The sequence below is a fragment of the Pseudomonas sp. BW7P1 genome, from assembly GCF_024981055.1.
GTDB classification, from domain to species: domain Bacteria; phylum Pseudomonadota; class Gammaproteobacteria; order Pseudomonadales; family Pseudomonadaceae; genus Aquipseudomonas; species Aquipseudomonas bananamidigenes.
Window position 1 is genome coordinate 1,146,470 of record NZ_CP103374.1, and the last position, 25,047, is coordinate 1,171,516.

Below are 25,047 nucleotides of genomic sequence, written 5' to 3' on the forward strand. Positions count from 1 at the left end.
CGCCGGACCGGCACTCTGGCTTCAACCACGAAAGGATGGAAACGCTTATGAGCATTTTTCAACGCACAGTGTTGTTGCTTAAGGTTTTGCTGATGCTGACGCTTGGCACCACGGCAGCGTGGGCGAGCAACGCGGCGCCTGCGCAGGGTTTCAATGCGGCGCAGGGGCACGCGGGTGTGATCATGCTCGCCAAATCCGAGTCCGAACCCGGCGATCAGGACCAGGGTGGCAGCAAGAATGATGACGACTCGACCACCGACGAGCCTGACACCGATGATCCTGATTCCGGTGACGATGGCGACAGCCAGACCTAGAACGCAGACAAAAGAAAACCCCTTCCTCCCCGACTGATGCGCAATCGAAGAAGAAGAGGTTGGGTCAACGCTTTAACGACCCGCCCCGGCAACAGGGCGGGTTTTTTCATGCCGCGCCGTCGAGGAACTGCTCGGCGTAGTGGCACGCGACCTGACGGGTGTCGAGCTGGCGCAGGGCCGGCTCTTCCGTGCTGCAACGCTCGGTGGCGTATGGGCAGCGCTTGTGGAAGGCGCAGCCCGGTGGCGGGTTCAACGGGTTGGGCAGCTCGCCGACGATCTTGATTTTCGGCTTGTCCGGATCCGGATGGATGGTCGGGGTCGCCGACAGCAGCGCCTGGGTGTACGGGTGCAGAGGACGGGCATAGATGTCCTCTTTCGGGCCGATTTCCACCGGACGACCGAGGTACATCACCATCACGTCATCGGCCACGTGCTGCACCACCGCCAGGTTGTGCGAAATGAACACGTAACCGGTGTTGAACTCCTGCTGCATGTCCATGAACAGGTTCAGCACCTGCGCCTGGATCGACACGTCCAGCGCCGAGGTCGGTTCGTCCGCCACCAGCACTTTCGGTTGCAGCATCATGGCGCGGGCCAGCGCGATACGCTGGCGCTGACCGCCAGAGAACATGTGCGGATAACGCTGGTAATGCTCGGGACGCAGGCCGACCTGCTTCATCATCGCCTGGACTTTCTCGCGACGCTCGGCGGCACTCAGGTTGGTGTTGATCAGCAGTGGCTCGGCGAGCTGGTCACCGATCTTCTGCCGTGGGTTCAACGACGCGTACGGGCTCTGGAACACCATCTGCACGTCTTTGCGCAGTTGCTTGCGCTGGGCCTTGTCGGCGCCGGCCACTTCCTGCCCGGCGATTTTCAGCGAGCCGGATGACGGCTCTTCGATCAGGGTCAGGGCACGGGCCAGGGTGGATTTGCCGCAGCCCGATTCGCCGACCACGGCGAGGGTCTTGCCGGCTTCCAGTTCGAACGACACGCCGTTCAGGGCGCGTACGGTCGCATGGCCCTTGAACAGGCCACGGGAGACTTCGTAGTGACGGGTCAGGTCGCGGGCGGTAAGTACGACGGCCATTACGCCACCTCCTGGTTCAACGGGTAGAAGCAGCGGGCGAGGCTGTTGGCTTTCGGATCGAGGGTCGGACGCTGCGCGCGGCAGCTGTCCTGAACGTACGGGCAGCGTGGCGACAGCAGGCAGCCGTGCGGGCGGTCGTAACGGCCGGGAACGATGCCTGGCAGTGTGGCCAGACGCGCGGCACCCTGGCTGTGTTCCGGAATCGCCTTGAGCAGTGCTTCGCTGTACGGGTGGGCCGGGATGTCGAACAGTTGCGGCACCTGGCCGACCTCAACGGCTTGACCTGCGTACATCACACACACGCGCTGGGCGGTTTCGGCCACCACGGCGAGGTCGTGGGTGATCAGCACCAGGCCCATGTTCTGCTCTTTCTGCAGTGCCAGCAGCAGGTCCATGATCTGGGCCTGGATCGTCACGTCGAGTGCAGTGGTCGGCTCGTCGGCGATCAGCAGTTTCGGCTCGCCGGCAATCGCCATGGCGATTGCCACACGCTGGCTCATGCCGCCGGACAGTTGGTGCGGATAGGCGTCCATGCGGCTGGCGGCGCCGGGGATTTCAACCTTTTCCAGCAGTTCGATGGCGCGCTTGCGGGCGGCCTTGCCGGACATTTTCAGGTGCAGGCGCAGCACTTCCTCGATCTGGAAACCGACGGTATAGCTCGGGTTCAGCGCGGTCATCGGGTCCTGGAACACCATGGACAGGTCTTTGCCGATGATCTGCCGACGCTGGCGATTGCTCAGTTTGAGCATGTTCTTGCCGTCGAAGCTCAGGGAGTCGGCTGTGACGATGCCCGGGTGCTCGATCAGGCCCATCAGCGCCATCATGGTCACGGACTTGCCGGAACCCGATTCGCCGACGATGGCCAGGACTTCGCCCTTGTCGACCTTGAGGTCGAGACCGTCGACCACCGGTGTGGCGTTCTTGTCGCCGAAGCGAACGTTGAGATTCTTGATTTCTAGCAGTGACATGGGAATCTCCTCAGGCGGCGTTCTTGAGTTTCGGGTCCAGCGCATCGCGCAGGCCGTCGCCCATCAGGTTGATTGCCAGCACGCTGAGCAAAATGGTCAAACCAGGCAGACTCACCACCCACCAGGCGCGTTCGATGTAGTCGCGGGCCGAGGCCAGCATGGTGCCCCACTCCGGGGTTGGCGGCTGCACGCCGAGGCCGAGGAAGCCCAGGGCGGCGGCGTCGAGGATCGCCGAGGAGAAGCTCAGAGTGGCCTGAACGATCAGCGGTGCCATGCAGTTCGGCAGCACGGTGATGAACATCAGGCGTGGCAGGCCGGCACCGGCCAGGCGCGCAGCGGTCACGTAGTCGCGGTTCAGTTCGCCCATCACCGCAGCACGGGTCAGACGCACGTAGGACGGCAGCGAAACCACGGCAATCGCGATCACGGTGTTGATCAGGCCTGGGCCGAGGATGGCGACGATCGCCACGGCCAGCAGCAGCGATGGCAGGGCCAGCATGATGTCCATCAGACGCATGATGGTCGGGCCGACCACTTTCGGGAAGAAACCGGCGAACAGACCCAGCAGGATCCCCGGAATCAGCGACATCACCACCGACGACAGGCCGATCAGCAGCGACAGGCGCGAACCCTGGATCAGACGCGACAGCAGGTCGCGACCCAGTTCATCCGTGCCGAGCAGGAACTGCATCTGCCCGCCTTCGAGCCAGGCCGGTGGCGTCAGCAGGAAGTCCCGGTATTGCTCGCTCGGGTTATGCGGGGCGACCCACGGCGCGAAGATCGCGCAGAAGATCACCAGCAGCATGAACAGCAGGCCGGCAACGGCGCCCTTGTTCTTGGCGAAGGCTTGCCAGAATTCCTTGTACGGCGACGGGTACAGCAGACTTTGATCCGCGCCAGGTGCAGCGGTGACTACTGAGGATGTTGGAGTGCTCATGGGTATTGACCTCAGCGCTGATGACGGATGCGTGGGTTGGCAAAGCCGTAGAGGATGTCCACCACGAAGTTGACCAGGATCACCAGGCAGGCGATCAACAGAATGCCGTTTTGCACGACCGGATAGTCCCGGGCGCCGATGGCTTCGATCAGCCATTTGCCGATGCCGGGCCACGAGAAAATGGTCTCGGTCAGTACCGCACCGGCCAGCAGGGTGCCGACTTGCAGGCCGACTACGGTCAGCACCGGGATCAGGGCGTTGCGCAGACCGTGCACGAACACCACGCGCGACGGCGACAGGCCTTTGGCCTTGGCAGTACGGATGTAGTCTTCACGCAGCACTTCGAGCATCGACGAACGGGTCATCCGCGCGATCACCGCCAGCGGAATGGTGCCGAGGACGATGGCCGGCAGGATCAGGTGATGCAGCGCATCGAGGAAGGCACTGACGTCGTCGGCCAGCAGGGTGTCGATCAGCATGAAGCCGGTGCGTGGCTCGATGTCGTAGAGCAGGTCGATCCGCCCGGAAACCGGGGTCCAGCCCAGGCTCACCGAGAAGAACATGATCAGGATCAGGCCCCACCAGAAGATCGGCATCGAATAGCCCGCCAGGGAGATGCCCATCACCCCGTGGTCAAACAGTGATCCTCGCTTGAGGGCGGCGATCACGCCGGCCAGCAGACCGATGATGCCGGCGAACAGCAGGGCGGCCATGGACAGTTCCAGGGTCGCCGGGAAGAGGGAGGTGAACTCGGTCCATACGCTTTCACGGGTGCGCAGGGATTCGCCGAGATCGCCATGGGCCAGTTTGCCGATGTAGTCCAGGTACTGGGCGTACAACGGCTTGTTCAGACCGAGGCGTTCCATTGCCTGAGCGTGCATTTCGGGGTCGACCCGACGTTCGCCCATCATCACTTCCACGGGGTCGCCGGGAATCATGCGAATCAACGCGAAAGTCAGCAAGGTGATGCCGAAAAACGTGGGGATCAATAACCCCAGTCGGCGGGCAATAAAACTAAACATCTTGTGTGGTACCTCATCAGCCGGTTAGGCGTGCCCGGCGACCCTGGGGTCAGGGAGGCCGGGAGTTTCTTATCTACTTCACCTGGGTGGTGGCGAAGTTATTGGTTGTCAGAGGGCTGATGTGATAACCCTCGACGTTGTTGCGCATTGCCGTGAACATCCGGGTGTGGGCCATGCTGATCCACGGTTGATCCTTGTTGAAGATGGCCTGGGCTTCTTCATACAGTTTGGCGCGTTCGGCCGGATCTACTTTAGCCCGTGCTTCGTCGAGCAGGGTCTGGAATTTCTCGTTGCACCAGCGAGCGTAGTTTTCGCCGTTCTTGGCGGCCTCGCAACTGAGCATAGGCGTCAGGAAGTTATCCGGGTCACCGTTGTCGCCCGCCCATCCGGCCGACACCATATCGTGTTCGCCCGCCTTGGCGCGCTTGAGCATTTCGCCCCATTCCATCACGCGGATGTCGATCTTGATCCCGACTTTCGCCAGGTCAGCCTGCATCATCTGCGCGCCGAGCATCGGGTTGGGGTTGGTCGGGCCGCCGCCGTTGCGGGTGAACAGGGTGAAGGTGGTGCCTTCCGGTACGCCGGCTTCCTTGAGCAGGGCGCGGGCCTTGTCGAGGTCGCGTGGCGGATTTTTCAGCTCGTGGTTGTAGCCCAGCAGGGTCGGCGGGTACGGGTTGACCGCAACGGTCGCATTGCCCTTGCCGAACAGTGCGTTGACATAGGCTTCCTTGTCGAAGGCAATGTCGATCGCTTTGCGCACCCGCACGTCGCTCATGTACTTGTGCTGGGTGTTCATGGCGATGTAGGAGACGGTCATCGCGTCCATTTCGTCGACTTTCAGCTTGTCGTCTTTCTTGATGCTCGGGATGTCATCCGGTTTCGGATACAGCGCGATCTGGCACTCGTTGGCCTTGAGCTTCTGCAGGCGCACGTTGTTGTCGGTGGCGATGGCCAGAATCAGTGCGTCAGCCGGCGGCTTGCCACGGAAGTAGTCCGGGTTGGCCTTGAAGCGAACCTGGGCATCTTTGTTGTAGCGCTGGAAGACGAACGGCCCGGTGCCCACCGGCTTGCTGTTCAGGTCGCCGGTCTTGCCGGACTTGAGCAACTGGTCGGCGTATTCGGCCGAGTAGATCGAGGAGAACGCCATCGCGATGTCGGCCAGGAACGGCGCTTCGCGGCGGGTCAGGGTGAACTTGACGGTGTTGTCGTCGACTTTCTCGACGCTTTTCAGCAGTTCCTTGAAGCCCATGCTTTCAAAGTACGGGAAACCCACGCTCGACAGTTTGTGCCACGGGTGATTCGGGTCCAGCTGGCGCTGGAAGCTCCAGACCACGTCGTCGGCGTTCAGGTCGCGGGTCGGCTTGAAATATTCGGTGGTGTGAAACTTGACGCCTTTGCGCAGGTGGAACGTGTAGGTCAGGCCGTCGTCACTGATGTCCCAGGACTCGGCGAGCGCCGGGATCACTTCAGTGGTGCCGGGCTTGAAGTCGGCCAGGCGGTTGAAGATGGTTTCGGCCACCGCGTCGGCAGTGACTGCAGTCGTGTACTGGACCATATCGAAGCCTTCCGGGCTGGCTTCGGTGCAGACCACCAAGGGTTTGGCCGAGACGCCGATGGCGGCGCTCAACAGGGCGGCAGCGACGGCCGCACGTAGGGGAAGCATTTTCATCGATAACCCTCTGCAATCGGTTGAAGACAAAAAGCCGAACGGCCGACTCGTCACTGAGTCAGCCGTCGACCGCGTTTTTACAGAATGTTGAACGGTACGGTGGTCACGAGACGGAACTCGTTGATGCTGCCGTCCGCCTGGTTTTCGCTGGCGCGGTGGGCAGTGTAGGTGGCACGCACGGTGGTTGCCTTGAGCGGGCCGCTCTGTACCGCGTAGGTGGCACCGATGCCGTATTCGTAGTGGTGCTCGCCGTCCATGTTGCGTACGTCATACGCCGTGCCGGTGTAGTGAGTACCGTCGATGCCCCAGCCGCGAGCCTGGTAAATGTTGAACTTCAGGCCCGGCACGCCGTATTCGGCCATGTTCAGACCGTAGGCGACCTGGAAGGATTTCTCGTTCGGGCCGTTGAAGTCCGACAGCAGGGAGTTGGCCAGGTAGATGCCGTTGGTTTCGTGCAGGTAGTCGAAGTATTCGTTACCGTTGATCGCCTGATACGAGAAGGTCAGGCTGTGGGCCTGGTGAGTCAGGCCGAACGACAGCGAGTAGGTGTCGTTATCGATCTCACCCATCTCTTTCTTGCCGGTATCGACGGTCTTGTAGTAGTTCAGGCCGGTGGTCAGGCTCACGACGTTGCTGTCACCCAGTTCGTGGGTGGCGCCGAAGTAGTACTGGTTCCAGAAGTCTTCAGCCTTGGAGGCGTACAGGCTGGTCTTCAGGCTCTGCAGCGGCTGGTAGTTCAGGCCGACGATGCTCACGCGATCGGTTTCGGCGCCGTTGGCGCTGTACTCGGTGCGGAATTTCGACAGGCTTTCTTCGGTACGCGGCGATACGCGGTCGAAGCTGCCGGCGTCGAACGACAGGTTGTTCAGCTCTTCGCTGTGCAGGCTCACACCTTCAAAGCTCGAAGGCAGCGCACGGTTGCCGATGGTGTCGACGATCGGCGTGCTGAAGTTCTGGCGACCGGCGGTCAGGGTGGTGTTGGAAACGCGGAACTTGACGTTGGCCAGGCCGAGTTTGCTCCACTGGCCTTCGGCGTCACCGCCTTCCTTGGTCAGGGTACGGTTGTTGCCCGCGCCTGGACGTGTACCCGGCGCACCGCCGTTGTTGGAGGCCAGGGACTTGCGATCGCGCTCCAGGGCCACGGCGTTGTAGGCGGCTACTTCAGTGCTGACACCCACGGTGCCCTGAGTGAAACCGGAAGTGAAGTTGACGATGGTGCCCTGTACCCAGTTGATACGGCGATCGGTCGGGGTCGCAACGCCGTCCTTGCGGTAGGTGAACTTGCCGCCGCGCTTGAGTTGCTCGTTGGCGTACCAGTTACGGGTCGTGCCGCTGATCTTCGAACCTTCGAGGAAACCGGTGGCCTCGGCCTGGGCGCTTTTCTCGTTGACGGTCACCGGGGTGAACGCCTGGCTCTGTTCCTCGGCAAACGCCGTGGCGGTGATGCTGCTGATGGCCAGGGCCAGTATCGCGGTGCTGCTCAGTTTCATGGGTGAAGCTCCTTTACTTTCTTTTTATGCCGGCTTTTTTGGTTGGGCCGGTTTTTGGTTTTAGAACTCATTCACACATCGCAAACGTTTGCAAAAGGCCTGATCGGCAAATTTCGGCAAAGCGCTTGCGTGAGGAGGTAGACGGCCTCCTCAGCATTGCGGCTAATCGGTTATGGGTTTAATCGATGCTGACACCCGAAAACACGTTGCGGCCGAAGGGGCTGACCTTGAACCCTTCGACCCTGGCGCTCAGCGGCTGGTTGACCGTCGAGTGGGCGACAGGCGTGATCGGCACTTGCTGCTTGAGCAACTGCTGGGCCTGTTTGTAGAGCACGGTGCGCTGGTCGCGGTCGGTGACGACCTTGGCTTCTTTGATCAGCTTGTCGTAAGCCGGGTCGCACCACATGGAATAGTTGTTGCCGCCAATGGCGTCGCAGCTGTACAGCGTGCCGAGCCAGTTGTCCGGATCCCCGTTGTCACCGGTCCAGCCGATCAGGCTGATGTCGTGTTCGCCATTCTTGGTGCGCTTGATGTACTCGCCCCATTCGTAGCTGACGATCTTCACCTTCAGGCCGATCTTCGCCCAGTCTGCCTGGAGCATTTCGGCCATCAGCTTGGCGTTAGGGTTGTACGGACGCTGCACCGGCATGGCCCACAGGGTGATTTCGGTACCTTCCTTGACGCCGGCAGCCTTGAGCAACTCCCTGGCTTTTTCCGGGTTGTAGGCGGCGTCCTTGATGGTGTCGTCGTAAGACCATTGGGTCGGCGGCATGCCGTTGACCGCCAGTTGGCCGGCGCCTTGATAAACAGCGTTGAGAATCCCCTGTTTATTCACCGCCATGTCCAGTGCCTGACGCACTTCGAGCTGGTCGAACGGTTTGTGGCGCACGTTGTAGGCGATGTAGCCGAGGTTGAAGCCCGGCTTCTCGATCAGTTGCAGTTTCGCGTCATTCTTCAGTGCCGGCACATCCGCCGGCCGTGGATGCAGCGTGACCTGGCATTCGCCGGCCTTGAGCTTCTGCACGCGCACGGAGGCGTCGGTATTGATCGCGAAAATCAGGTTCTTCAGCTTCACCCGGCTCTGATCCCAGTAATGCGGGTTGCCGGTGTAGCGGATGTTCGAGTCTTTCTGATAGCTCTTGAACACGAACGGGCCAGTGCCGATCGGCTTCTGGTTGATGTCGCTCGGCTTGCCTTCGGCCAGCAGTTTGTCGGCGTATTCGGCAGACAGAATGGCGGCGAAGCTCATGGCGATGTTCTGGATGAACGCGGCGTCGACGCTGTTGAGCGTAAACACCACGGTCAGTGGCCCGGTCTTCTCGACCTTGGCGATGTTCTTGTTGAGGCTCATCCCGTTGAAATACGGGAACTCGGTCGGATAAGCCTTACGGAAAGGCTGCTGCGGATCGAGCATGCGGTTAAACGTGAACAGCACGTCGTCGGCGTTGAAATCGCGGGTAGGTTTGAAGTACGCCGTTGTATGAAATTTCACCCCTTCACGCAGGTGAAAAGTGTACTTGAGGCCATCCTCGGAAATCTCCCAGCGCGTTGCCAGGCCCGGTACGACATTGGTCGCGCCTTTTTCGAATTCGGCCAGGCGGTTGTACAGCGGCTCCGCGGCGTCGTTATCGGTCGCGGTCGTGTATTGCGCGGTATCGAAACCGGCCGGGCTGCCTTCGGAGCAGAACACCAGACTGTCGCTGGCGGCAAAACTCGCGGACGTGGCGGCCAACAGGCCGGCGCCCAGCAATGCGGAAAAAACCAAGGTGTGGCGCATGACGCTCCCTCTTGTCTCAGTGTTTTTCAATGCGCCGCGATCCCTTCCAGGGAAGTTGTGGCCGCATTGAGCTCAATCCAGCAGCAAACCGATAGCCCACGCAGTCACTGGTCAGAGCCTGACGGTAGGGGCCGCAGGTCTGGCAGTAAATGCGCTGAGTCCTAAAGACTCGTAGGAAAAGGCGACACGTCCGATACCAACCTGGTCAGACCAAGTGGAAATGGATGTAGGCAAATTCCTGACTATTCGGCAGAAAAAAGCAGCGGCGACGCTGAATACGTCGCCGCTGCGTTTTTTACTTGATGCTGACGCCGTAGAAGGAGTTCAAGCCGAACGGGCTGATCTTGAAGTCCTGCACGTTGGCGCGCATGGGTTGATACACCGTCGAGTGAGCGATAGGTGTCATGGGAACTGCATCTTTCAGGACGTGTTGCGCCTCTTTGTAGAGTTCGGTGCGCTTGGCCTGGTCGGTGGTGCGCTTGGCTTCTTTCACGAGGCCGTCGAATTTCTTGTCGCACCATTTGGAGAAGTTGTTGCCACTCAGGGAGTCGCAACCGAACAACACGTTCAGCCAGTTGTCCGGATCACCATTGTCACCGCTCCAGCCAATGATCATGGCCTGGTTCTCGCCACCTTTGGAACGCTTGATGTACTCGCCCCACTCATAGCTCTGGATCTTCACGTTCAGACCGATCTTCTTCCAGTCGGACTGGAGCATTTCGGCCATCAGTTTGGCGTTCGGGTTGTACGGACGCTGCACCGGCATCGCCCACAGGACGATCTCGGTGCCTTCCTTGACGCCGGCTTCCTTGAGCAGCTCCTTGGCTTTCTCGGGATCGTACTTGGCGTCCTTGATGGTGGTGTCGTAGGACCACTGGGTTGGCGGCATGGCGTTGACGGCCAGCTGGCCCGCGCCCTGGTAAACCGAGTCGATGATCTGTGGCTTGTTCACAGCCATGTCCAGCGCCTGGCGAACGCGCAGGTCGGCCAGCGGGTTCGGCTCGTTGCTGCCCTTGACCTTATCCATCACGTTGTAAGCGATATAGCCCAGGTTGAAACCGGCCTGGTCAGGCATCTTCAACGCAGGGTCGGCTTTCAGTGCCGCGAGGTCGGCCGGACGCGGGAACAGGGTGACCTGGCACTCGTTCTTCTTCAGCTTCTGGATACGTACCGACGGGTCGGTGGTGATGGCGAAGATCAGGTTGTCGATCTTCACATCTTTAGGGTTCCAGTAATCCTTGTTGCCGGTGTAACGGATGTTGGAGTCTTTCTGGTAGCTCTTGAACACGAACGGACCAGTGCCGATCGGCTTCTGGTTGATGTCGGCCGCCTTGCCTTCCTTCAGCAGCTGGGCTGCGTACTCGGCGGACTGAATCGAAGCGAAGCTCATGGCCATGTTCTGGATGAACGCGGCGTCGACTTCTTTCAGGGTGAACTTGACGGTGTGGTCGTCGACTTTATCGATCTTGGTGATGTTGGTATCCATCCCCATGTCGGTGAAGTACGGGAATTCGGTCGGGTACGCCTTACGGAACGGGTCATCCTTGTTAATCATGCGATTGAAGGTGAACAGCACGTCGTCGGCGTTGAACTCACGAGTCGGCTTGAAATACGGGGTGGTGTGGAACTTCACGCCTTCACGCAGGTGGAAGGTGTAGGTCAGGCCGTCCGGGGAGATGTCCCAGCTGGTCGCCAGCCCAGGAGTCACGGCGGTGCCGCCACGCTCGAACTGGGTCAGACGGTTGAACATGGTTTCGGCTGAGGCGTCGAAGTCGGTTCCGGTGGTGTATTGGCCTGGGTCGAAACCGGCCGGGCTGCCTTCGGAGCAGAACACCAGGTTAGTCGCAGCGGAAGCGAAAGGTGCGGAGGCTAACAAGCCTGCGCCGACTAAAAACGGAATGACCGCGTGTTTAAGCATGTTGGCCTCATGATTTGTTGTCATTTTTTAATATTGAGGTACGACCTCGTGAGTCGTGCCTGCGGATACTTATGCAGGGCCCATACCCAATGCAAGATCCAGAGCGCCCGGCGGCGTCAAAGCGTGGCACGAACGTACCTTAATGTCGCATCTGTATAACTTTTGACGCATTTAACCGTTTGCGCCCGGTTTTTACGGTGCAAACCGAGCCCCAAAACGGTGCATTGGTCACGATGTGTGCGCCGGATCGGGGCCGGGTGTTACTTATTTATACCCACGCCATAGAACGGGGTTAGACCGAACGGGCTGATCCTGAAGTCGGTGACTTCCTTGCGCAGTGGCTGGAACACCGTGGAGTTGGCGATTGGCGTGATCGGCACCTGCTGTTTAAGGATCCGTTGCGCCTGTTGATACAGTTTTACCCGTTGCGATTTATCGGTAGACACCTTGGCCTGTTGCACCAGTTTGTCGTAGGCCGGATCGCACCACTTGGCGTAGTTGCTGCCCTTGACGGCGGCGCAGCTGTAAAGCACGCCCAGCCAGTTGTCGGGGTCGCCGTTGTCACCGGTCCAGCCATAGATCATCGCGTCGTGTTCGCCATTTTTGGCGCGCTTGATGTACTCGCCCCATTCATAGCTGACGATGTTGGCCTTGATGCCGATCTTCTCCCAGTCCTGCTGGATCATCTGCGCCGACATCCGCGCATTCGGGTTGGAAGCGCGCTGCACGGTCATCGCCCAGAGATTGATAGTTGTACCCGGTGCAACCCCGGCTTCCTTGAGTAGCGCCTTGGCTTTTTCAGGGTTGTACGGTGCGTCCTTGATATTCGGGTCATAGGACCATTGCGCAGGTGGCAAGGCGTTCTGCGCCAGTTGCCCGGCACTCTGATAGACGGCTTTGATGATCGCCGGTTTGTCGATGGCCATGTCCAGGGCCTGACGCACTTTCAGCTGATCCAGCGGCGGATGCGTGGTGTTGTAGGCGAGGAAGCCGAGGTTGAAGCCGGCCTGCTTCAACACGCGCAGGTTCGGGTCTTTCTCCATCACTTCGATGTCGGCCGGGCGCGGGTAGCCGCTGACCTGGCATTCGCCGGTCTTGAGCTTCTGCAGACGGACAGCGGCATCCGGGGTGATCGAGAACACAAGGTTGTCGATTTTTACATCTTCGGGTTTCCAGTAGTCCTTGTTCGCCGCGTAGCGGATCTGCGAATCCTTCTGGTAACGCTTGAACACGAACGGGCCGGTACCGACCGGTTTCTGGTTGATATCTGCTGCTTTGCCTTCCTTCAGCAACTGCGCGCCATATTCGGCCGATTGCACCGAGGCGAAGCTCATGGCGAGGTTTTGCACGAACGCGGCGTCGACGTTGTTCAGGTTGAAACGTACGGTGTTGTCGTCGAGTTTTTCCACCGACTTGATCGTGGTGTTCAGGTCCATGTCGGTGAAGTACGGGGACTCGGCGGGGTAGGCCTTGCGAAAGGCGTTGTCCGGGTCGAGCAGGCGCTGGAAGGTGAACAGGACGTCGTCGGCGTTGAAGGGGCGGGTGGGGGTGAAGTAATCCGTGGTGTGGAATTTTACGTTCTGGCGCAGGTGGAAGGTGTACTGGAGGCCGTCCGGGGTTACGTCCCAGCTTGTGGCCAGACCGGGTTCGACTTCGGTGCCGCCGCGTTTGAATTGGGTGAGACGGTTGAAGACGGTTTCGGCGGAGGCGTCGAAGTCGGTGCCGCTGGTGTATTGGCTGGGGTCGAAGCCTGCGGGGCTGGCTTCGGAGCAGTAGACCAGGGTTGTTGCTGCGTTGGCGATTGGGGTTATGGCGGTCAGGGCGAGGGTGATCAGGAGTGGTTTTAGGGTGGGTCTTTGCATGTCTGGCCCGTGGGTCTGGAGGTGGTTGTTCCTTGAGGTTAGCGGGGATTTGGGGGTGTTCGGAAATATCGTTTTTTGAGGGGGTGCGTCTGTCTCGGTATATCTGGCGGGATTTTGGGCATATCCGTTTCTTCGGGTGTTGCGGCTTATGGTTCCGCCCTTACGGCGGGTCACTTTGGCAAACGCCCCAAAGTAACCAAAGGTCTGGGCCCCGGCGTACGGCCCCTCGCTGGGGCTCGGGGTTCCTTCGTTACGGTATTCATCCGGGGGCATCGCCTACGGTTTGCTTCGCTGCACCTCCTCTCGATGTGTTTGGCTTCGCCAAACGGTCGCTGCGCTCCCACCCCCGGATGAATCCCTCCACTCAGCCTGCCGAAGGGGCCGTCACGTCAAAAGCGGTACTCGAGCTAACGCTCATCGTGTTAAGTGGTAGGAAGCGGAAAGCGAACTGCTTTCCTGTGGGAGCCAGCCTGCTGGCGATGGAGGCCTGACAGCCGACCAGATCTTGTGGGGGTCAGTCCACTCCGCGTGGGAGCGCCGCCCGGGACGCTCCGCGTTCCATTTTCGAATGTTTAAAGATGTGTGGGATTTACAGAACCTTCCCACAGTGTTTTCAGGTTGTCCGTCGGAAGTGCGGTCTCTAGTCTTTGGTTGTCGCTGCCAATTCAGCGACCGGGAGTGAGATCCCGGCGATTCATTTGGATACTTGTACGAGCCCCTTCATAATCGCCGCCAGCTTAGACTGTCAGCGATTCTTTATGGCGGCTGTGTGCGGGTGGACGAATGTCCTGCCGGGTGTCCATACCGGTGATCTCACCCCGTACATAGCTGCCACCTCTTCTTCGAGTGAGATCGGGAAAAAGTGGCTCCATAACTTGGAGAAATTGCTACATGGATAAGCTGATACCCGACCCACCCCTCGAATCACCCACCCCCCTCGAAGAAGCCATGCGCGCCGAAGACCTCGCCCGCAACCGCGAAGCCATCAAACGCGCCCTCGACTATTACCTGTGCCCCAACCCTTCCAAACCGCGCCCGAGCACGATGTATATGGTCACGCCCAACGTCGACACCGAAAGCCTGTTGGTCAACGCCTGCGAATCCCTGGCGTCGGCCAGTACCATCGCCAGCAATTTTGCCAATGAACTCAGCGGTTCGCAGCGCAGTACGGCACTGGGTATTCAGCAGATCATCATGCTGGCCGAGTTGGCGGTGAACCGTGCGCTGGACCGGGTTGATCCGAGAGCTTGAGACCGCGTCGTCGTTCATTGCGGGCAAGCCCGCTCCCACAGGGTCGTGCGCGATTTGAATAAATCCACAGAACCGGTGGGAGCTGTCTTGCCAGCGATGACGGCAGAGCTGACAACTCAAATCCCGGGCACAAAAAAACCGGCGTTCATCACTGATCGCCGGTTTTCATTCAGCTGTCACTCAATCACTGCATCAACACTTCGATCGAACCGTCGGCGGTCAGGCTGACCTGGCTGGTGCCTGCTTCGACTTCAGGCGTGACCGGCGCAGCGTCCATGCCAGCGGCCGCTTTCATCATCATCGGGGCGCGCATGTACGGTTGCGGGTAGCCATTGCTGTTGAGGTTCATGTTGACGATTTTGTAGCCCTTGCCGCCCAGGGCGTCGGTGGCCAGTTGGGCGCGGGCCTTGAAGGCAGTGACGGCTTCTTTCAGCAGATTGTCTTCGCTGGCCTTGCGGGTCGGGTCGGCGATGGCGAAGTCCATGCCGCCCATTTTCATTTCGGTCAGCAGTTCGCCGGTGAGTTTGGACAGGGCGGCGAAGTCGGTACTTTCCAGACGCAGTTCGGCGCGTTCGCGCCAGCCGGTGATTTTCTGGCCCTTGGTGTCGTAGATCGGGTAGCTGTTGCGACTGCCCTGGCGCAGGGTGATGTCTTTCACCTGTTTGGCCTGGGCCAGTGCCTTGTTCATGGTGGTGCTGATGTCGGCAGCGAGTTTGGCCGGATCAGTGTTTTGCTCTTCGGTGTAGAGGGTCACGATCATCAGGTCGCGGGCCACTTCCTGGCTGACTTCGGCGCGCAGGGAAATCTGGTTGTAGTGCAGCTCATCGGCGGCCAGGGCCGGAAGGCTGGCGACGCTGCCGACGGTCAGGGCGAGAAGGGCGGCGCTGCGGCGAAATGTGTGCATGAAAGCTCCTTGATGAGGGCGCAGGTGATGGTTCGGGGGCCTGCGTGAAACCATCAGACTCTAGCTTTTATGATCCGGTTCGCCCAGTTACAACTTCTATACAGATGCGAGCGTGCACCGCCCGTCGTATAAAACGGGATACCTGTTGGTTCTGACAGTAGACGGATTTCGCCGGCAGATTGAGCATGTTTGTGAGCCGTCATTTCACTCGGCTTCAAACACGACAATTGCGAATAAGGAAATTGAAAATGAACGCACAAGAACAAGCCGATGCAAAAGGTCGAGGCTATTCAGTCCAGCTCCAGGAACGGGGTCCCGGCAGTTGGTCGTATTGGGTTTACTTCAATGGCAATCAGGTGGGCGGCCCCTTTGGGTCAGAGAATGAAGGGTGGAGTTGCGTGCAGGGATTGATTAATCAACAAACGTACGGGATGTGAAATCGACTGATCCTGCAAACCGGTAATCGGGAACAGATCGCTGATTTTTTGAGTATCAGGCCGCCGTGTGCAATGCCGGTGGCCACCCTTATAGCCGCAGAAAAACTTTGCGCCATGTGGTCGTTTGCCGCACTTTCGCCTCTCAAGCCCGCGCCTTGGTTATACTCCGTGCGATCCGCCTGGAGCGCTCATCAGGAGAGCTCATGCTCGCCCCCGTACAACTGACTTCCGCCACTCGCCAGAACCTCTGGCGGCTGACTTTCATTCGCACCCTGGTGCTGGCCGCGCAGGCCGGTTCCGTGGGCCTGGCCTACTGGCTGGAGCTGTTGCCGTTGCCGTGGGTGCAACTGGTGATGACCCTCGGCTGTTCGATTCTGCTGTGTGTGTTCACCGCCGTGCGCCTGCGCACTTCGTGGCCGGTCACTGAACTTGAATACGCGCTGCAACTGGCCTGCGACCTGTTTATCCACAGCGCCTTGTTGTACTTCTCCGGTGGTTCGACAAACCCGTTCGTTTCGTACTATCTGGTGCCGCTGACCATCGCCGCAGTGACGCTGCCATGGCGTTATTCGGTGTTGCTGTCCGGCATTGCGCTGGCTCTGTATACGCTGATGCTGACGCATTTCTATCCGCTGGAAACCCTGCCGGTAGCGCGGGAAAACCTGCAGATCTACGGCATGTGGCTGAGCTTCGCGCTGGCGGCAGCGGTGATTACCTTCTTTGCCGCGCGCATGGCTGAAGAGCTGCGCCGGCAGGAAGAATTGCGAGCGATCCGCCGTGAAGAAGGCCTGCGTGATCAGCAACTGCTGGCCGTGGCGACCCAAGCCGCCGGTGCCGCCCATGAACTGGGCACGCCGCTGGCAACCATGAGCGTGTTGCTCAACGAAATGCAGCAGGATCACCACGACCCGATGCTTCAGGAAGACCTGAAGGTGTTGAAGGATCAGGTCAAACTCTGCAAGGAAACCCTGCAACAACTGGTGCGCGCCGCCGAGGCCAATCGCCGGATGGCGGTGGAGATGCAGGACGTCACCGACTGGCTCGACGAAGCCCTCAACCGCTGGCACTTGATGCGTCCCGAGGCCAGTTACCGCTTCCAGCGTCTGGGTCAGGGGCCGTTGCCCCGTGTCGCACCACCGCCGGATCTGACCCAGGCCTTGTTGAATCTGTTGAACAACGCCGCCGATGCCTGCCCGGATAACCTTCAGGTCACCCTGGACTGGGACACGGAATACCTGACCATCAGTATTCGCGACCACGGCGCCGGCGTGCCGCTGGTAATAGCCGAGCAAATTGGCAAACCGTTTTTTACCACCAAGGGCAAGGGCTTCGGCCTGGGCCTGTTTTTGAGCAAGGCCAGCGTGACACGCGCCGGCGGCTCAGTGAAACTCTATAGTCATGAGGAAGGCGGCACGCTCACCGAGCTGCGCCTGCCCCACGGCGTCCGAGGAGAGCAACATGAGTGACGAAATCCAAGTCGAAGGCGAAGAACTGCCGCATTTGCTGCTGGTCGATGACGATGCGACCTTCACCCGGGTAATGGCTCGGGCCATGGCTCGCCGTGGTTTTCGCGTCAGCACCGCCAGTTCCGCCGAAGAAGGCCTGACCATCGCCCAGGCCGATCTGCCGGACTATGCAGCGCTCGATCTGAAAATGGACGGCGATTCCGGTCTGGTGCTGCTGCCCAAACTGCTGGAGCTGGACCCGGAAATGCGCGTGGTGATCCTCACCGGTTATTCGAGCATTGCCACCGCAGTCGAAGCGATCAAGCGCGGCGCCTGCAACTACCTGTGCAAACCGGCGGACGCCGACGATGTGCTGGCGGCGCTGCTGTCCGAACACGCCGACCTCGACAGCCTGGTGCCGGAGAACCCGATGTCGGTGGATCGCCTGCAGTGGGAACACATCCAGCGAGTGCTGACCGAACACGAAGGCAACATTTCCGCCACTGCCCGCGCCCTGGGCATGCACCGCCGCACCTTGCAGCGCAAGTTGCAGAAACGCCCGGTTCGTCGCTGAACCGGCGCTGAACGGCCATTGCCCGCTCTCGCGATAAAGCGCACCGATCAACTATGATCGGTGCGTGTCTGTTCTTTTCTTTATCGAGCCTTATCCATGAATCAGAACGCTGAATATTCCGCGGTCAACGATGCTGTGCGCGGGCAGTTTTTTCGCAAGGTGTGGGCCATGACCACGCCTTACTGGCGCAGCGAAGAGAAGGGCAAGGCCTGGACATTGCTGATTGCCGTGATTGCCCTTTCGCTGTTCAGCGTGGCGATCTCGGTGTGGATCAACAGTTGGTACAAGGACTTCTACAACGCCCTGCAAAAGAAGGATGAGGCGGCGTTCTGGCAGTTGATCCTGTATTTCTGCGGTATCGCCACGGTAGCCATCCTGGGCGTGGTGTATCGCCTGTACCTGACGCAGATGCTGACCATCCGCTGGCGGGCATGGCTCACCGAGAACCATTTCAAACGCTGGCTTGGCCACAAGAATTACTACCAGCTGGAGCAGGGCGGCTACACCGACAACCCCGACCAGCGGATCTCCGAAGACCTCAATACCTTCACCGCCAACACCCTGAGCCTCGGGCTGGGGTTGATCCGCACGGTGGTCAGCCTGGTGTCCTTCTCGATCATTCTGTGGGGGGTGTCCGGCAGCATCGAGGTGTTCGGCGTCGAGATTCCCGGCTACATGTTCTGGTGTGCGCTGTTGTATGCGGCGGTCGGCAGTTGGCTGGCACACTTGATCGGTCGGCGTCTGATCGGCCTGAACAACCAACAACAACGCTTTGAAGCCGACTTGCGTTTCTCCATGGTGCGTGTGCGCGAAAATGCCGAGAGCATTGCGCTGTACAACGGCGAGCCCAACGAAAACCGTCGCTTGAGCAGCCGCTTCGGTCTGGTCTGGCACAACTTCTGGGACATCATGCGGGTCTCCAAGCGCCTGACGTTTTTCACCTCGGGTTACGGCCAGATCGCGATCATTTTCCCGTTCATCGTTGCAGCGCCGCGTTACCTGGCAGGCAAGATCGAGCTGGGTGAACTGATGCAAATCAATTCGGCATTCGGCAATGTGCAGGAAAACTTCAGCTGGTTCATCAGTGCCTATTCGGAACTGGCCGCCTGGCGTGCCACCTGTGATCGTCTGCTGAGTTTCCGTCAGGCCATGACCGACAACGAAGAACGTGCACCGGCCATTGACGTACAGAATCAGGGCAGCGAGCTGAAAGTGCACAACCTCGGCCTGAATCTCGCCGACGGTCGTCATCTGCTGACCAGCGCCGACATGACCGTTGAGCCGGGCGACCGGGTGATGCTCAGCGGCCGGTCCGGCAGCGGCAAGTCGACATTGCTGCGGGCGATGGGGCACTTGTGGCCGGCAGGGCACGGCAGTATCCGCCTGCCGGCGGCACGTTATCTGTTCCTGCCACAAAAGCCGTATCTGCCGATCGGCACCTTGCGCGAAGCCTTGAGTTATCCACAGCCGGGCGACACCTACGCGCCGGAGCATTATGCACAAGTGCTGGAAACCTGCCGTCTGCCGCATCTGGTGGCACGACTGGACGAAGCCAATCACTGGCAGCGCATGCTTTCGCCGGGTGAGCAGCAACGACTGGCCTTTGCCCGTGCGCTGCTTTATGCGCCGCACTGGCTGTACATGGACGAAGCGACGTCGGCGATGGACGAAGAAGACGAGGCCACGCTGTATCAGGCGCTGATCGATCAGTTGCCGGGCCTGAGCATCGTCAGCGTCGGCCATCGCAGCAGCCTCAAGCGTTTCCATCCACGACATGTGCGGATCGACAGCGGGCATCTGGTCGAGCAGACCGTGACCGCGTGACCTCACTCGGAACCTGTGGGAGCTGGCAAGCCAGCTCCCACAATATCTGCAGTGTGTGTGCCGAGTGATCGTACAACTCCCTTGGGCTATGATGCCCCTCCCGCTGAATTTTCGAGACAACCGCAGACCATGGAAACCCCGATCGACACCCCGCGCCTCCCTCGCAAGCGCCGCAGCCTGGCACAGGAACTGGTGACGGTGCTGACCGAGCAGATCCGCGACGGTCTGCTCAAGCGTGGCGACAAGTTGCCTACCGAGTCGGCGATCATGGAAGCCCATGGCGTCAGCCGCACCGTAGTACGCGAGGCGATTTCCCGGCTGCAGGCTGCGGGGCAGGTCGAAACCCGCCACGGCATCGGCACCTTCGTGCTCGACACCCCGAGCCCGAGCGGTTTCCGGATCGACCCGGCCACCGTGGTCACCCTGCGTGATGTGCTGGCGATTCTCGAATTCCGTATCAGCCTGGAAGTCGAATCCGCCGGTCTCGCCGCACAGCGTCGCAGCACCGAGCAACTGGCCGCGATGCGCGCCGCTCTCGATGCACTGAACGAAAGCGTGGCCCATGCCAGCGATGCGGTGGCGTCGGACTTCCAGTTCCACCTGCAAATCGCGCTGGCCACCGGCAATCGCTACTTCACCGACATCATGACTCACCTGGGCACCAGCATCATTCCGCGTACGCGGCTGAACTCGGCGCGTCTGGCCCATGATGATCAGCAGCACTACATGAATCGCCTGAGCCGCGAGCACGAAGAAATCTACGAGGCTATCGCCCGTCAGGATGCCGATGCCGCCCGCGCGGCCATGCGCCTGCACCTGACCAACAGCCGCGAACGGCTGCGTCAGGCGCATGAAGAGGCGCAGGCTCAGGGCTGATGGATCAGGCTTCGACGTAGAGTTTCAGTGGCTCCGAACAAGGCTCCATACTGGACTCGTCGGCAAACTTGTAGCGCAACTCGACGGTGCTGTTCAGGTACTTCTCCAGCTCGAATTTCGGGATGCTCAGTTCGATTCCGGTCAGGCCGACCATGTCGTCGAGTGCGTCATCCCAGACACCGGTCGGTTCCGACAGGCCCAGCCATTCAGGCTCTTCCGGGTCCTCGCCGAGGATCGGGTACACGGTCCAGTTCGGCGGAGTGTTCTGGCCGTCGGGTACGCGGATGATCAGGTCATCATCCAGGGACGACAGGCGCAGGATGATCGAGTCGCTGGCGTGGTCGGGGAATTGCGGAAGGTGTGCAGCGGCAAAACTCATGCTTCGTTCTCCTTGAAAGATCTGCCGCGATCCTTCGCGGCAGTCATCGCACTTTACCCGGCGAATCGGTGAGGCGCGCCGGGGCAATCTTGTCCGGGCATTTCAGCTCTTGGGCAGAATCGAACGATCGACCCTGACCGCCAGTTTGCCCGGGCCGGGCCTGACGGCGAATATTGCGAGCCCCTGAGCGTCCACCGACGCCCGGGCGATGGCCACGCCGTCGCGCAGCAATTGCAGCGGCGCACCTTTCAACGATTGGCCCGAGGCCAGTTCCACGTTCAATTTGATACTCATCGAATCGCTCCTTAATTCGTGTTGCCGGTCGGGTGATAGTCCTTGAGCAGCAGGTAAGTGCTCCAGCCCCACCAATCGTCGACGGTGGCAGTGTCGTTGAGGTTGTTCACATCCTTGCGCCGCAGGACTTTGTTGCCCTGAAGGCGGAACAGTGGCGGAAAGTTGTTGGCCAGGTTCATCACGGCAGTCAGATCCGGCAACCGTTGCAGCGCGTTGAAGGTGGTCGGCACGTTGCCGCTTGAATACGCGGCATACACCTCGTCCGCCGAATCCTGCACCGCCAGATTCACTTGATTTCGGTTGTCGGCATCCGTGGCGTCGAAGTAGCGTTTGTCGCCGAACGCACGCCATTGCTCGCCATGTCCGTTGCGTACCTTGAGCCCGAATTTGCTGTCTTCGTCATGCATGAAGCGAGTGATCAACGAGCCCAGATCGCTCGGTGTTACGACGGCGGCCATGGCCTTGCGCGGCACTCGTAGATGCCCGGAAGAAAACAGGTCGGTGAGGTAGTGGTCGGCAAATGCATTCATCGCATAGGCCCGTTCCAGTTGCAGTTCGTCCTGCCCGGCGTGGGCGGCTGCGGCAGTCTGCAGGGCGACGGTGTGCCCGGCGATGTAGGCCTGCCGGGCCCATTCACCGAAGTGGTCGGCATTGTTCGCCGCCAGTTTCAGATAGCGACCGAGAGGGAACAGCGCCGAGACGAAACTGCCGCCGCCGGTAATTTTGTTCCACTCTTCCGACAACGTATCTCCCAGCGCGTCATAGGCTTCGTGGGGTGATTTGCCGTCCTTGATCGCCTGTTTAACGGCGTCGATCTCTTTTTGCATGATCGCCAGAATTTGTGGCGCTTCGGCCTTTGAAGCCGGTAGAGCGGCGAGGGTGTCGAACGCCGCTGAAAAACGCTGAAGACGATCCGCCGCAGTGGCACCTTCGTTGATCGGCCGGTCGACGATTCCGTAGAAATCGCCACCCAGTGCGAGCACCTGGCCATAGGTCAGCGCCAATCCGTTCGGCAGATGCAAGGGCACGTTTTGCGCGAGTACCGGCTCGGCGTTTTCAACGAAGCGCAGCCGGGTGTTATCGCCGATCGCCGTGTGTTCCGCGCCCTCGAAGCGCAGCGGCGGTTTGCCTTTCATGGCTTTGCCGGGCAGTGCGGGGGAGGGTTCGACATCGCTGTGGGAATCGGCAATGTGCAGCACCAGGTGCGGGTTTTCGGCACTGAAGGCGATGCCGCCGGGGGTGAAAAGATCATCGAAACGGGCGATGACCGGTGTGGATTTTTCAAGGCATTTGGGTTGTAGACCGGACATTTCTTTCTCCTTGAGATGTCGTCGGCAGGTTTTTATTTAACTGTATGTATATACAGCTAAATCGAGCCTAGTCCAGAAAACGCCTACGTCAAAAAGAAATCCTGTCCGACAAAAATTGCCCCCCAGCGATGAAATGCAGTTGACGGTTATTTTTTAGGTTGTACGATGACCTACAACTTCGGCGAAGGCTGAACGGTCCACTCACAAAAAAACGTTGCTACCAGGGTGTTCGAATAATGAATCCACAAGAACTGAAGTCCATCCTCTCCGCCGGCCTGCTGTCGTTCCCGGTGACCGATTTCGATGCCCAAGGCGATTTCAACCGCGCGGGCTACATCAAACGCCTGGAGTGGCTGGCCCCTTATGGTGCTTCGGCCCTGTTCGCCGCCGGTGGAACCGGTGAGTTCTTTTCCCTGGCGGCCAGTGAATATTCGGAAATCATCAAGACTGCCGTCGACACTTGCGCCAGCAGCGTGCCGATCCTCGCCGGCGTCGGTGGTTCGACCCGCCAGGCCATCGAGTACGCTCAGGAAGCCGAACGTCTGGGCGCAAGAGGTCTGTTGTTGCTGCCGCACTACCTGACCGAAGCCAGCCAGGACGGCGTTGCCGCCCACGTTGAAGCGGTGTGCAAATCGGTCAACATCGGTGTGGTGGTCTACAACCGCAACGTCTGCCGCCTGAATGCGCCGCTGCTGGAACGTCTGGCCGAGCGCTGCCCGAACCTGATCGGTTACAAGGACGGTCTGGGCGATATCGAGTTGATGGTGTCGATCCGTCGTCGCCTTGGCGACCGTTTCAGCTACCTCGGCGGTTTGCCGACCGCTGAAGTCTATGCCGCTGCCTACAAGGCCCTGGGCGTGCCGGTCTACTCGTCGGCGGTGTTCAACTTCATCCCGAAAACCGCGATGGATTTCTACCACGCGATTGCCCGTGACGATCACGCGACTGTCGGCAAGATCATCGATGACTTCTTCCTGCCGTATCTGGATATCCGCAACCGCAAGGCCGGTTATGCCGTGAGCATCGTCAAGGCCGGCGCCAAAATCGCTGGGCATGACGCCGGCCCTGTGCGGGCGCCGCTGACCGACCTGACCCGCGAAGAGTACGAAATGCTCGCCGCGCTGATCGACAAGCAAGGTGCGCAGTAACCCACTCTAAAAACAAGGCTGCCGAGCGATCAGCGGCCTTTTGCGTCAGGAGCAAGATTCGTGACCAAGCGCTACGACAACTACATCAACGGTGAATGGGTCGCCGGCAACGATTACTCGGTCAACATCAACCCGTCCGAGTTGAGCGACACCATCGGCGACTACGCCAAGGCCGATCTGGCTCAGGTCAACGCCGCCATCGAAGCAGCCCGTGCCGCGTTTCCGGCATGGTCGACTTCGGGCATTCAGGCCCGCCACGACGCGCTCGACAAAGTCGGCAGCGAGATCCTCGCCCGTCGCGAAGAACTCGGCACCCTGCTGGCCCGGGAGGAGGGCAAGACCCTGCCGGAAGCCATCGGCGAAGTGACCCGCGCCGGCAACATCTTCAAGTTCTTCGCTGGCGAGTGCCTGCGTCTGTCGGGTGACTACGTGCCGTCGGTGCGTCCGGGCGTCAATGTTGAAGTCACTCGCGAAGCCCTCGGCGTGGTCGGTCTGATCACCCCGTGGAATTTCCCGATTGCCATCCCGTCATGGAAAATCGCCCCGGCCCTGGCCTTCGGCAACTGCGTGGTGTTGAAACCGGCGGATCTGGTGCCGGGTTGCGCCTGGGCACTGGCGGAAATCATCTCCCGCGCAGGCTTCCCGGCCGGCGTGTTCAACCTGGTGATGGGCAGTGGTCGCGTGGTCGGTGAAGCGCTGGTCAACAGCCCGAAGGTCGACGGCATCAGCTTTACCGGCTCCGTGGGTGTGGGGCGTCAGATCGCGGTCAGCTGCGTGTCGCGCCAGGCCAAGGTTCAGCTGGAGATGGGCGGCAAGAACCCGCAGATCATTCTCGACGACGCTGACCTCAAGCAGGCGGTCGAGCTGTCGGTGCAGAGCGCGTTCTACTCCACCGGCCAGCGTTGTACGGCGTCGAGCCGTTTGATTGTCACCGCCGGGATTCACGACCAATTCGTCGAAGCCATGGCCGAACGCATGAGGTCGATCAAGGTCGGCCACGCGCTGAAGGCCGGCACCGATATCGGTCCGGTGGTCTCGCAAGCGCAGCTTGAGCAGGACCTGAAATACATCGACATCGGCCAGTCCGAAGGTGCGCGCGTAGTCAGCGGTGGCGGTCTGGTGACCTGCGACACCGAGGGCTACTTCCTTGCGCCGACCCTGTTTGCCGACAGCGAAGCCTCGATGCGCATCAGCCGCGAAGAGATCTTCGGCCCGGTGGCCAACATCGTCCGCGTGGCCGATTACGAAGCTGCACTGGCCATGGCCAACGATACCGAGTTCGGTCTGTCTGCAGGCATCGCCACCACGTCGCTGAAGTACGCCAACCATTTCAAGCGTCATTCCCAGGCCGGGATGGTGATGGTCAACCTGCCGACCGCCGGTGTCGATTACCACGTTCCGTTCGGCGGCCGTAAGGGTTCATCCTATGGCTCACGTGAGCAAGGCCGGTACGCGCAAGAGTTCTACACCGTCGTGAAGACCAGCTACATCGGTTCCTGACCGACGCACTACCTGTGGGAGCTGGCTTGCCAGCGAAAGTATCACCTCGGTGTGACAGACA

Annotated in this window: 22 protein-coding genes; 9 read left to right on the plus strand and 13 right to left on the minus strand. The window is 60.1% G+C overall.

Going from position 1 to position 25,047, the window contains the following annotated elements:
- The first annotated feature begins 47 nt into the window (after positions 1-47).
- Complete coding sequence (locus NWV16_RS04995; RefSeq protein WP_260522195.1) at positions 48-314, plus strand: hypothetical protein; 267 nt, start codon at positions 48-50, stop codon at positions 312-314.
- Positions 315-420: 106 nt separating this feature from the next.
- Here the strand turns inward: NWV16_RS04995 and NWV16_RS05000 are convergent, their stop codons facing one another.
- The 9 genes from NWV16_RS05000 to NWV16_RS05040 all read right to left on the minus strand — a co-directional run bounded on the left by NWV16_RS05000 (position 421) and on the right by NWV16_RS05040 (position 13,044).
- A complete protein-coding gene (locus NWV16_RS05000; RefSeq protein ID WP_260522196.1) occupies positions 421-1,401 on the minus strand; it encodes a peptide ABC transporter ATP-binding protein in 981 nt (326 codons plus the stop codon).
- Positions 1,401-2,369, minus strand: coding sequence for an ABC transporter ATP-binding protein (locus NWV16_RS05005; protein WP_260522197.1), 969 nt, complete (start codon positions 2,367-2,369; stop codon positions 1,401-1,403). The genes NWV16_RS05000 and NWV16_RS05005 overlap by 1 nt, the downstream gene beginning before the upstream one ends.
- 10 nt (positions 2,370-2,379) lie before the next feature.
- On the minus strand, positions 2,380-3,306 hold the full coding sequence (locus NWV16_RS05010) for an ABC transporter permease subunit (RefSeq protein ID WP_085711819.1): 927 nt from the start codon (positions 3,304-3,306) through the stop codon (positions 2,380-2,382).
- A gap of 11 nt (positions 3,307-3,317) precedes the next feature.
- On the minus strand, positions 3,318-4,328 hold the full coding sequence (locus NWV16_RS05015) for an ABC transporter permease subunit (protein ID WP_065259179.1): 1,011 nt from the start codon (positions 4,326-4,328) through the stop codon (positions 3,318-3,320).
- Between the two features lie 73 nt (positions 4,329-4,401).
- The gene (locus NWV16_RS05020; protein WP_260522198.1) at positions 4,402-5,997 is read right to left on the minus strand and encodes an ABC transporter substrate-binding protein; all 1,596 of its coding nucleotides are present in this window, start codon (positions 5,995-5,997) and stop codon (positions 4,402-4,404) included.
- 77 nt (positions 5,998-6,074) lie between these two features.
- Positions 6,075-7,487 (minus strand): OprD family porin, encoded by a 1,413-nt coding sequence (locus NWV16_RS05025; RefSeq protein ID WP_260522199.1) that lies wholly within the window; start codon positions 7,485-7,487, stop codon positions 6,075-6,077.
- Between the two features lie 178 nt (positions 7,488-7,665).
- The gene (locus NWV16_RS05030) at positions 7,666-9,264 is read right to left on the minus strand and encodes an ABC transporter substrate-binding protein (RefSeq protein ID WP_260522200.1); all 1,599 of its coding nucleotides are present in this window, start codon (positions 9,262-9,264) and stop codon (positions 7,666-7,668) included.
- Positions 9,265-9,559: 295 nt separating this feature from the next.
- Positions 9,560-11,182 carry an ABC transporter substrate-binding protein gene (locus NWV16_RS05035; RefSeq protein WP_260522201.1) on the minus strand — a complete coding sequence of 541 codons (1,623 nt, stop codon included), beginning with the start codon at positions 11,180-11,182 and terminating at the stop codon, positions 9,560-9,562.
- A 260-nt stretch (positions 11,183-11,442) separates the two neighbouring features.
- Complete coding sequence (locus NWV16_RS05040; protein ID WP_260522202.1) at positions 11,443-13,044, minus strand: ABC transporter substrate-binding protein; 1,602 nt, start codon at positions 13,042-13,044, stop codon at positions 11,443-11,445.
- An 891-nt stretch (positions 13,045-13,935) separates the two neighbouring features.
- Between NWV16_RS05040 and NWV16_RS05045 the strand changes: the two genes are divergently transcribed.
- The gene (locus tag NWV16_RS05045; RefSeq protein ID WP_260522203.1) at positions 13,936-14,295 is read left to right on the plus strand and encodes a DUF6124 family protein; all 360 of its coding nucleotides are present in this window, start codon (positions 13,936-13,938) and stop codon (positions 14,293-14,295) included.
- A 184-nt stretch (positions 14,296-14,479) separates the two neighbouring features.
- Here NWV16_RS05045 and NWV16_RS05050 read toward each other — a convergent pair whose 3' ends face one another.
- Positions 14,480-15,199 carry an SIMPL domain-containing protein gene (locus tag NWV16_RS05050; protein WP_260522204.1) on the minus strand — a complete coding sequence of 240 codons (720 nt, stop codon included), beginning with the start codon at positions 15,197-15,199 and terminating at the stop codon, positions 14,480-14,482.
- Between the two features lie 248 nt (positions 15,200-15,447).
- Between NWV16_RS05050 and NWV16_RS05055 the strand changes: the two genes are divergently transcribed.
- The 5 genes from NWV16_RS05055 to NWV16_RS05075 all read left to right on the plus strand — a co-directional run bounded on the left by NWV16_RS05055 (position 15,448) and on the right by NWV16_RS05075 (position 20,355).
- Positions 15,448-15,636, plus strand: coding sequence for a hypothetical protein (locus NWV16_RS05055; protein ID WP_260522205.1), 189 nt, complete (start codon positions 15,448-15,450; stop codon positions 15,634-15,636).
- Positions 15,637-15,839: 203 nt separating this feature from the next.
- Positions 15,840-17,102, plus strand: a complete 1,263-nt coding sequence (locus NWV16_RS05060; RefSeq protein WP_065261802.1) for an ATP-binding protein — start codon at positions 15,840-15,842, stop codon at positions 17,100-17,102.
- A complete protein-coding gene (locus NWV16_RS05065) occupies positions 17,095-17,655 on the plus strand; it encodes a response regulator transcription factor (RefSeq protein ID WP_065261803.1) in 561 nt (186 codons plus the stop codon). The genes NWV16_RS05060 and NWV16_RS05065 overlap by 8 nt, the downstream gene beginning before the upstream one ends.
- 96 nt (positions 17,656-17,751) lie before the next feature.
- Positions 17,752-19,479 carry an ABC transporter ATP-binding protein/permease gene (locus tag NWV16_RS05070; protein ID WP_260522206.1) on the plus strand — a complete coding sequence of 576 codons (1,728 nt, stop codon included), beginning with the start codon at positions 17,752-17,754 and terminating at the stop codon, positions 19,477-19,479.
- A 129-nt stretch (positions 19,480-19,608) separates the two neighbouring features.
- Positions 19,609-20,355, plus strand: a complete 747-nt coding sequence (locus NWV16_RS05075) for a FadR/GntR family transcriptional regulator (RefSeq protein ID WP_260522207.1) — start codon at positions 19,609-19,611, stop codon at positions 20,353-20,355.
- Positions 20,356-20,359: 4 nt separating this feature from the next.
- Here NWV16_RS05075 and NWV16_RS05080 read toward each other — a convergent pair whose 3' ends face one another.
- The 3 genes from NWV16_RS05080 to NWV16_RS05090 form a co-directional block, all read right to left on the minus strand.
- Positions 20,360-20,734: a hypothetical protein gene (locus NWV16_RS05080; RefSeq protein WP_260522208.1), complete on the minus strand. Its 375-nt coding sequence runs from the start codon at positions 20,732-20,734 to the stop codon at positions 20,360-20,362.
- A 102-nt stretch (positions 20,735-20,836) separates the two neighbouring features.
- Positions 20,837-21,028 (minus strand): hypothetical protein, encoded by a 192-nt coding sequence (locus NWV16_RS05085; protein WP_260522209.1) that lies wholly within the window; start codon positions 21,026-21,028, stop codon positions 20,837-20,839.
- 11 nt (positions 21,029-21,039) lie between these two features.
- Positions 21,040-22,338, minus strand: a complete 1,299-nt coding sequence (locus NWV16_RS05090; protein ID WP_260522210.1) for a phospholipase — start codon at positions 22,336-22,338, stop codon at positions 21,040-21,042.
- A 236-nt stretch (positions 22,339-22,574) separates the two neighbouring features.
- On the opposite strand from NWV16_RS05090, the gene kdgD reads away from it, so the two are divergent.
- Both kdgD and NWV16_RS05100 read left to right on the plus strand, forming a co-directional pair.
- Positions 22,575-23,486, plus strand: coding sequence for a 5-dehydro-4-deoxyglucarate dehydratase (kdgD, locus tag NWV16_RS05095; protein WP_260522211.1), 912 nt, complete (start codon positions 22,575-22,577; stop codon positions 23,484-23,486).
- A 60-nt stretch (positions 23,487-23,546) separates the two neighbouring features.
- Positions 23,547-24,986 carry an aldehyde dehydrogenase family protein gene (locus NWV16_RS05100; protein ID WP_260522212.1) on the plus strand — a complete coding sequence of 480 codons (1,440 nt, stop codon included), beginning with the start codon at positions 23,547-23,549 and terminating at the stop codon, positions 24,984-24,986.
- Positions 24,987-25,047: the final 61 nt, after the last annotated feature.

Bases quoted from the DNA above. Each gene is read 5' to 3' on its own strand.
- NWV16_RS05020 (WP_260522198.1), bottom strand. From the start codon at position 5,997: ATGAAAATGCTTCCCCTACGTGCGGCCGTCGCTGCCGCCCTGTTGAGC.
- NWV16_RS05090 (WP_260522210.1), bottom strand. From the start codon at position 22,338: ATGTCCGGTCTACAACCCAAATGCCTTGAAAAATCCACACCGGTCATC.
- NWV16_RS05000 (WP_260522196.1), bottom strand. From the start codon at position 1,401: ATGGCCGTCGTACTTACCGCCCGCGACCTGACCCGTCACTACGAAGTC.
- NWV16_RS05085 (WP_260522209.1), bottom strand. From the start codon at position 21,028: ATGAGTATCAAATTGAACGTGGAACTGGCCTCGGGCCAATCGTTGAAA.
- NWV16_RS05010 (WP_085711819.1), bottom strand. From the start codon at position 3,306: ATGAGCACTCCAACATCCTCAGTAGTCACCGCTGCACCTGGCGCGGAT.
- NWV16_RS05030 (WP_260522200.1), bottom strand. From the start codon at position 9,264: ATGCGCCACACCTTGGTTTTTTCCGCATTGCTGGGCGCCGGCCTGTTG.
- NWV16_RS05050 (WP_260522204.1), bottom strand. From the start codon at position 15,199: ATGCACACATTTCGCCGCAGCGCCGCCCTTCTCGCCCTGACCGTCGGC.
- NWV16_RS05075 (WP_260522207.1), top strand. From the start codon at position 19,609: ATGGAAACCCCGATCGACACCCCGCGCCTCCCTCGCAAGCGCCGCAGC.
- NWV16_RS05040 (WP_260522202.1), bottom strand. From the start codon at position 13,044: ATGCAAAGACCCACCCTAAAACCACTCCTGATCACCCTCGCCCTGACC.
- NWV16_RS05035 (WP_260522201.1), bottom strand. From the start codon at position 11,182: ATGCTTAAACACGCGGTCATTCCGTTTTTAGTCGGCGCAGGCTTGTTA.
- NWV16_RS05015 (WP_065259179.1), bottom strand. From the start codon at position 4,328: ATGTTTAGTTTTATTGCCCGCCGACTGGGGTTATTGATCCCCACGTTT.
- NWV16_RS05025 (WP_260522199.1), bottom strand. From the start codon at position 7,487: ATGAAACTGAGCAGCACCGCGATACTGGCCCTGGCCATCAGCAGCATC.
- NWV16_RS05055 (WP_260522205.1), top strand. From the start codon at position 15,448: ATGAACGCACAAGAACAAGCCGATGCAAAAGGTCGAGGCTATTCAGTC.
- NWV16_RS05005 (WP_260522197.1), bottom strand. From the start codon at position 2,369: ATGTCACTGCTAGAAATCAAGAATCTCAACGTTCGCTTCGGCGACAAG.
- NWV16_RS05080 (WP_260522208.1), bottom strand. From the start codon at position 20,734: ATGAGTTTTGCCGCTGCACACCTTCCGCAATTCCCCGACCACGCCAGC.
- NWV16_RS04995 (WP_260522195.1), top strand. From the start codon at position 48: ATGAGCATTTTTCAACGCACAGTGTTGTTGCTTAAGGTTTTGCTGATG.
- kdgD (WP_260522211.1), top strand. From the start codon at position 22,575: ATGAATCCACAAGAACTGAAGTCCATCCTCTCCGCCGGCCTGCTGTCG.
- NWV16_RS05070 (WP_260522206.1), top strand. From the start codon at position 17,752: ATGAATCAGAACGCTGAATATTCCGCGGTCAACGATGCTGTGCGCGGG.
- NWV16_RS05060 (WP_065261802.1), top strand. From the start codon at position 15,840: ATGCTCGCCCCCGTACAACTGACTTCCGCCACTCGCCAGAACCTCTGG.
- NWV16_RS05045 (WP_260522203.1), top strand. From the start codon at position 13,936: ATGGATAAGCTGATACCCGACCCACCCCTCGAATCACCCACCCCCCTC.
- NWV16_RS05065 (WP_065261803.1), top strand. From the start codon at position 17,095: ATGAGTGACGAAATCCAAGTCGAAGGCGAAGAACTGCCGCATTTGCTG.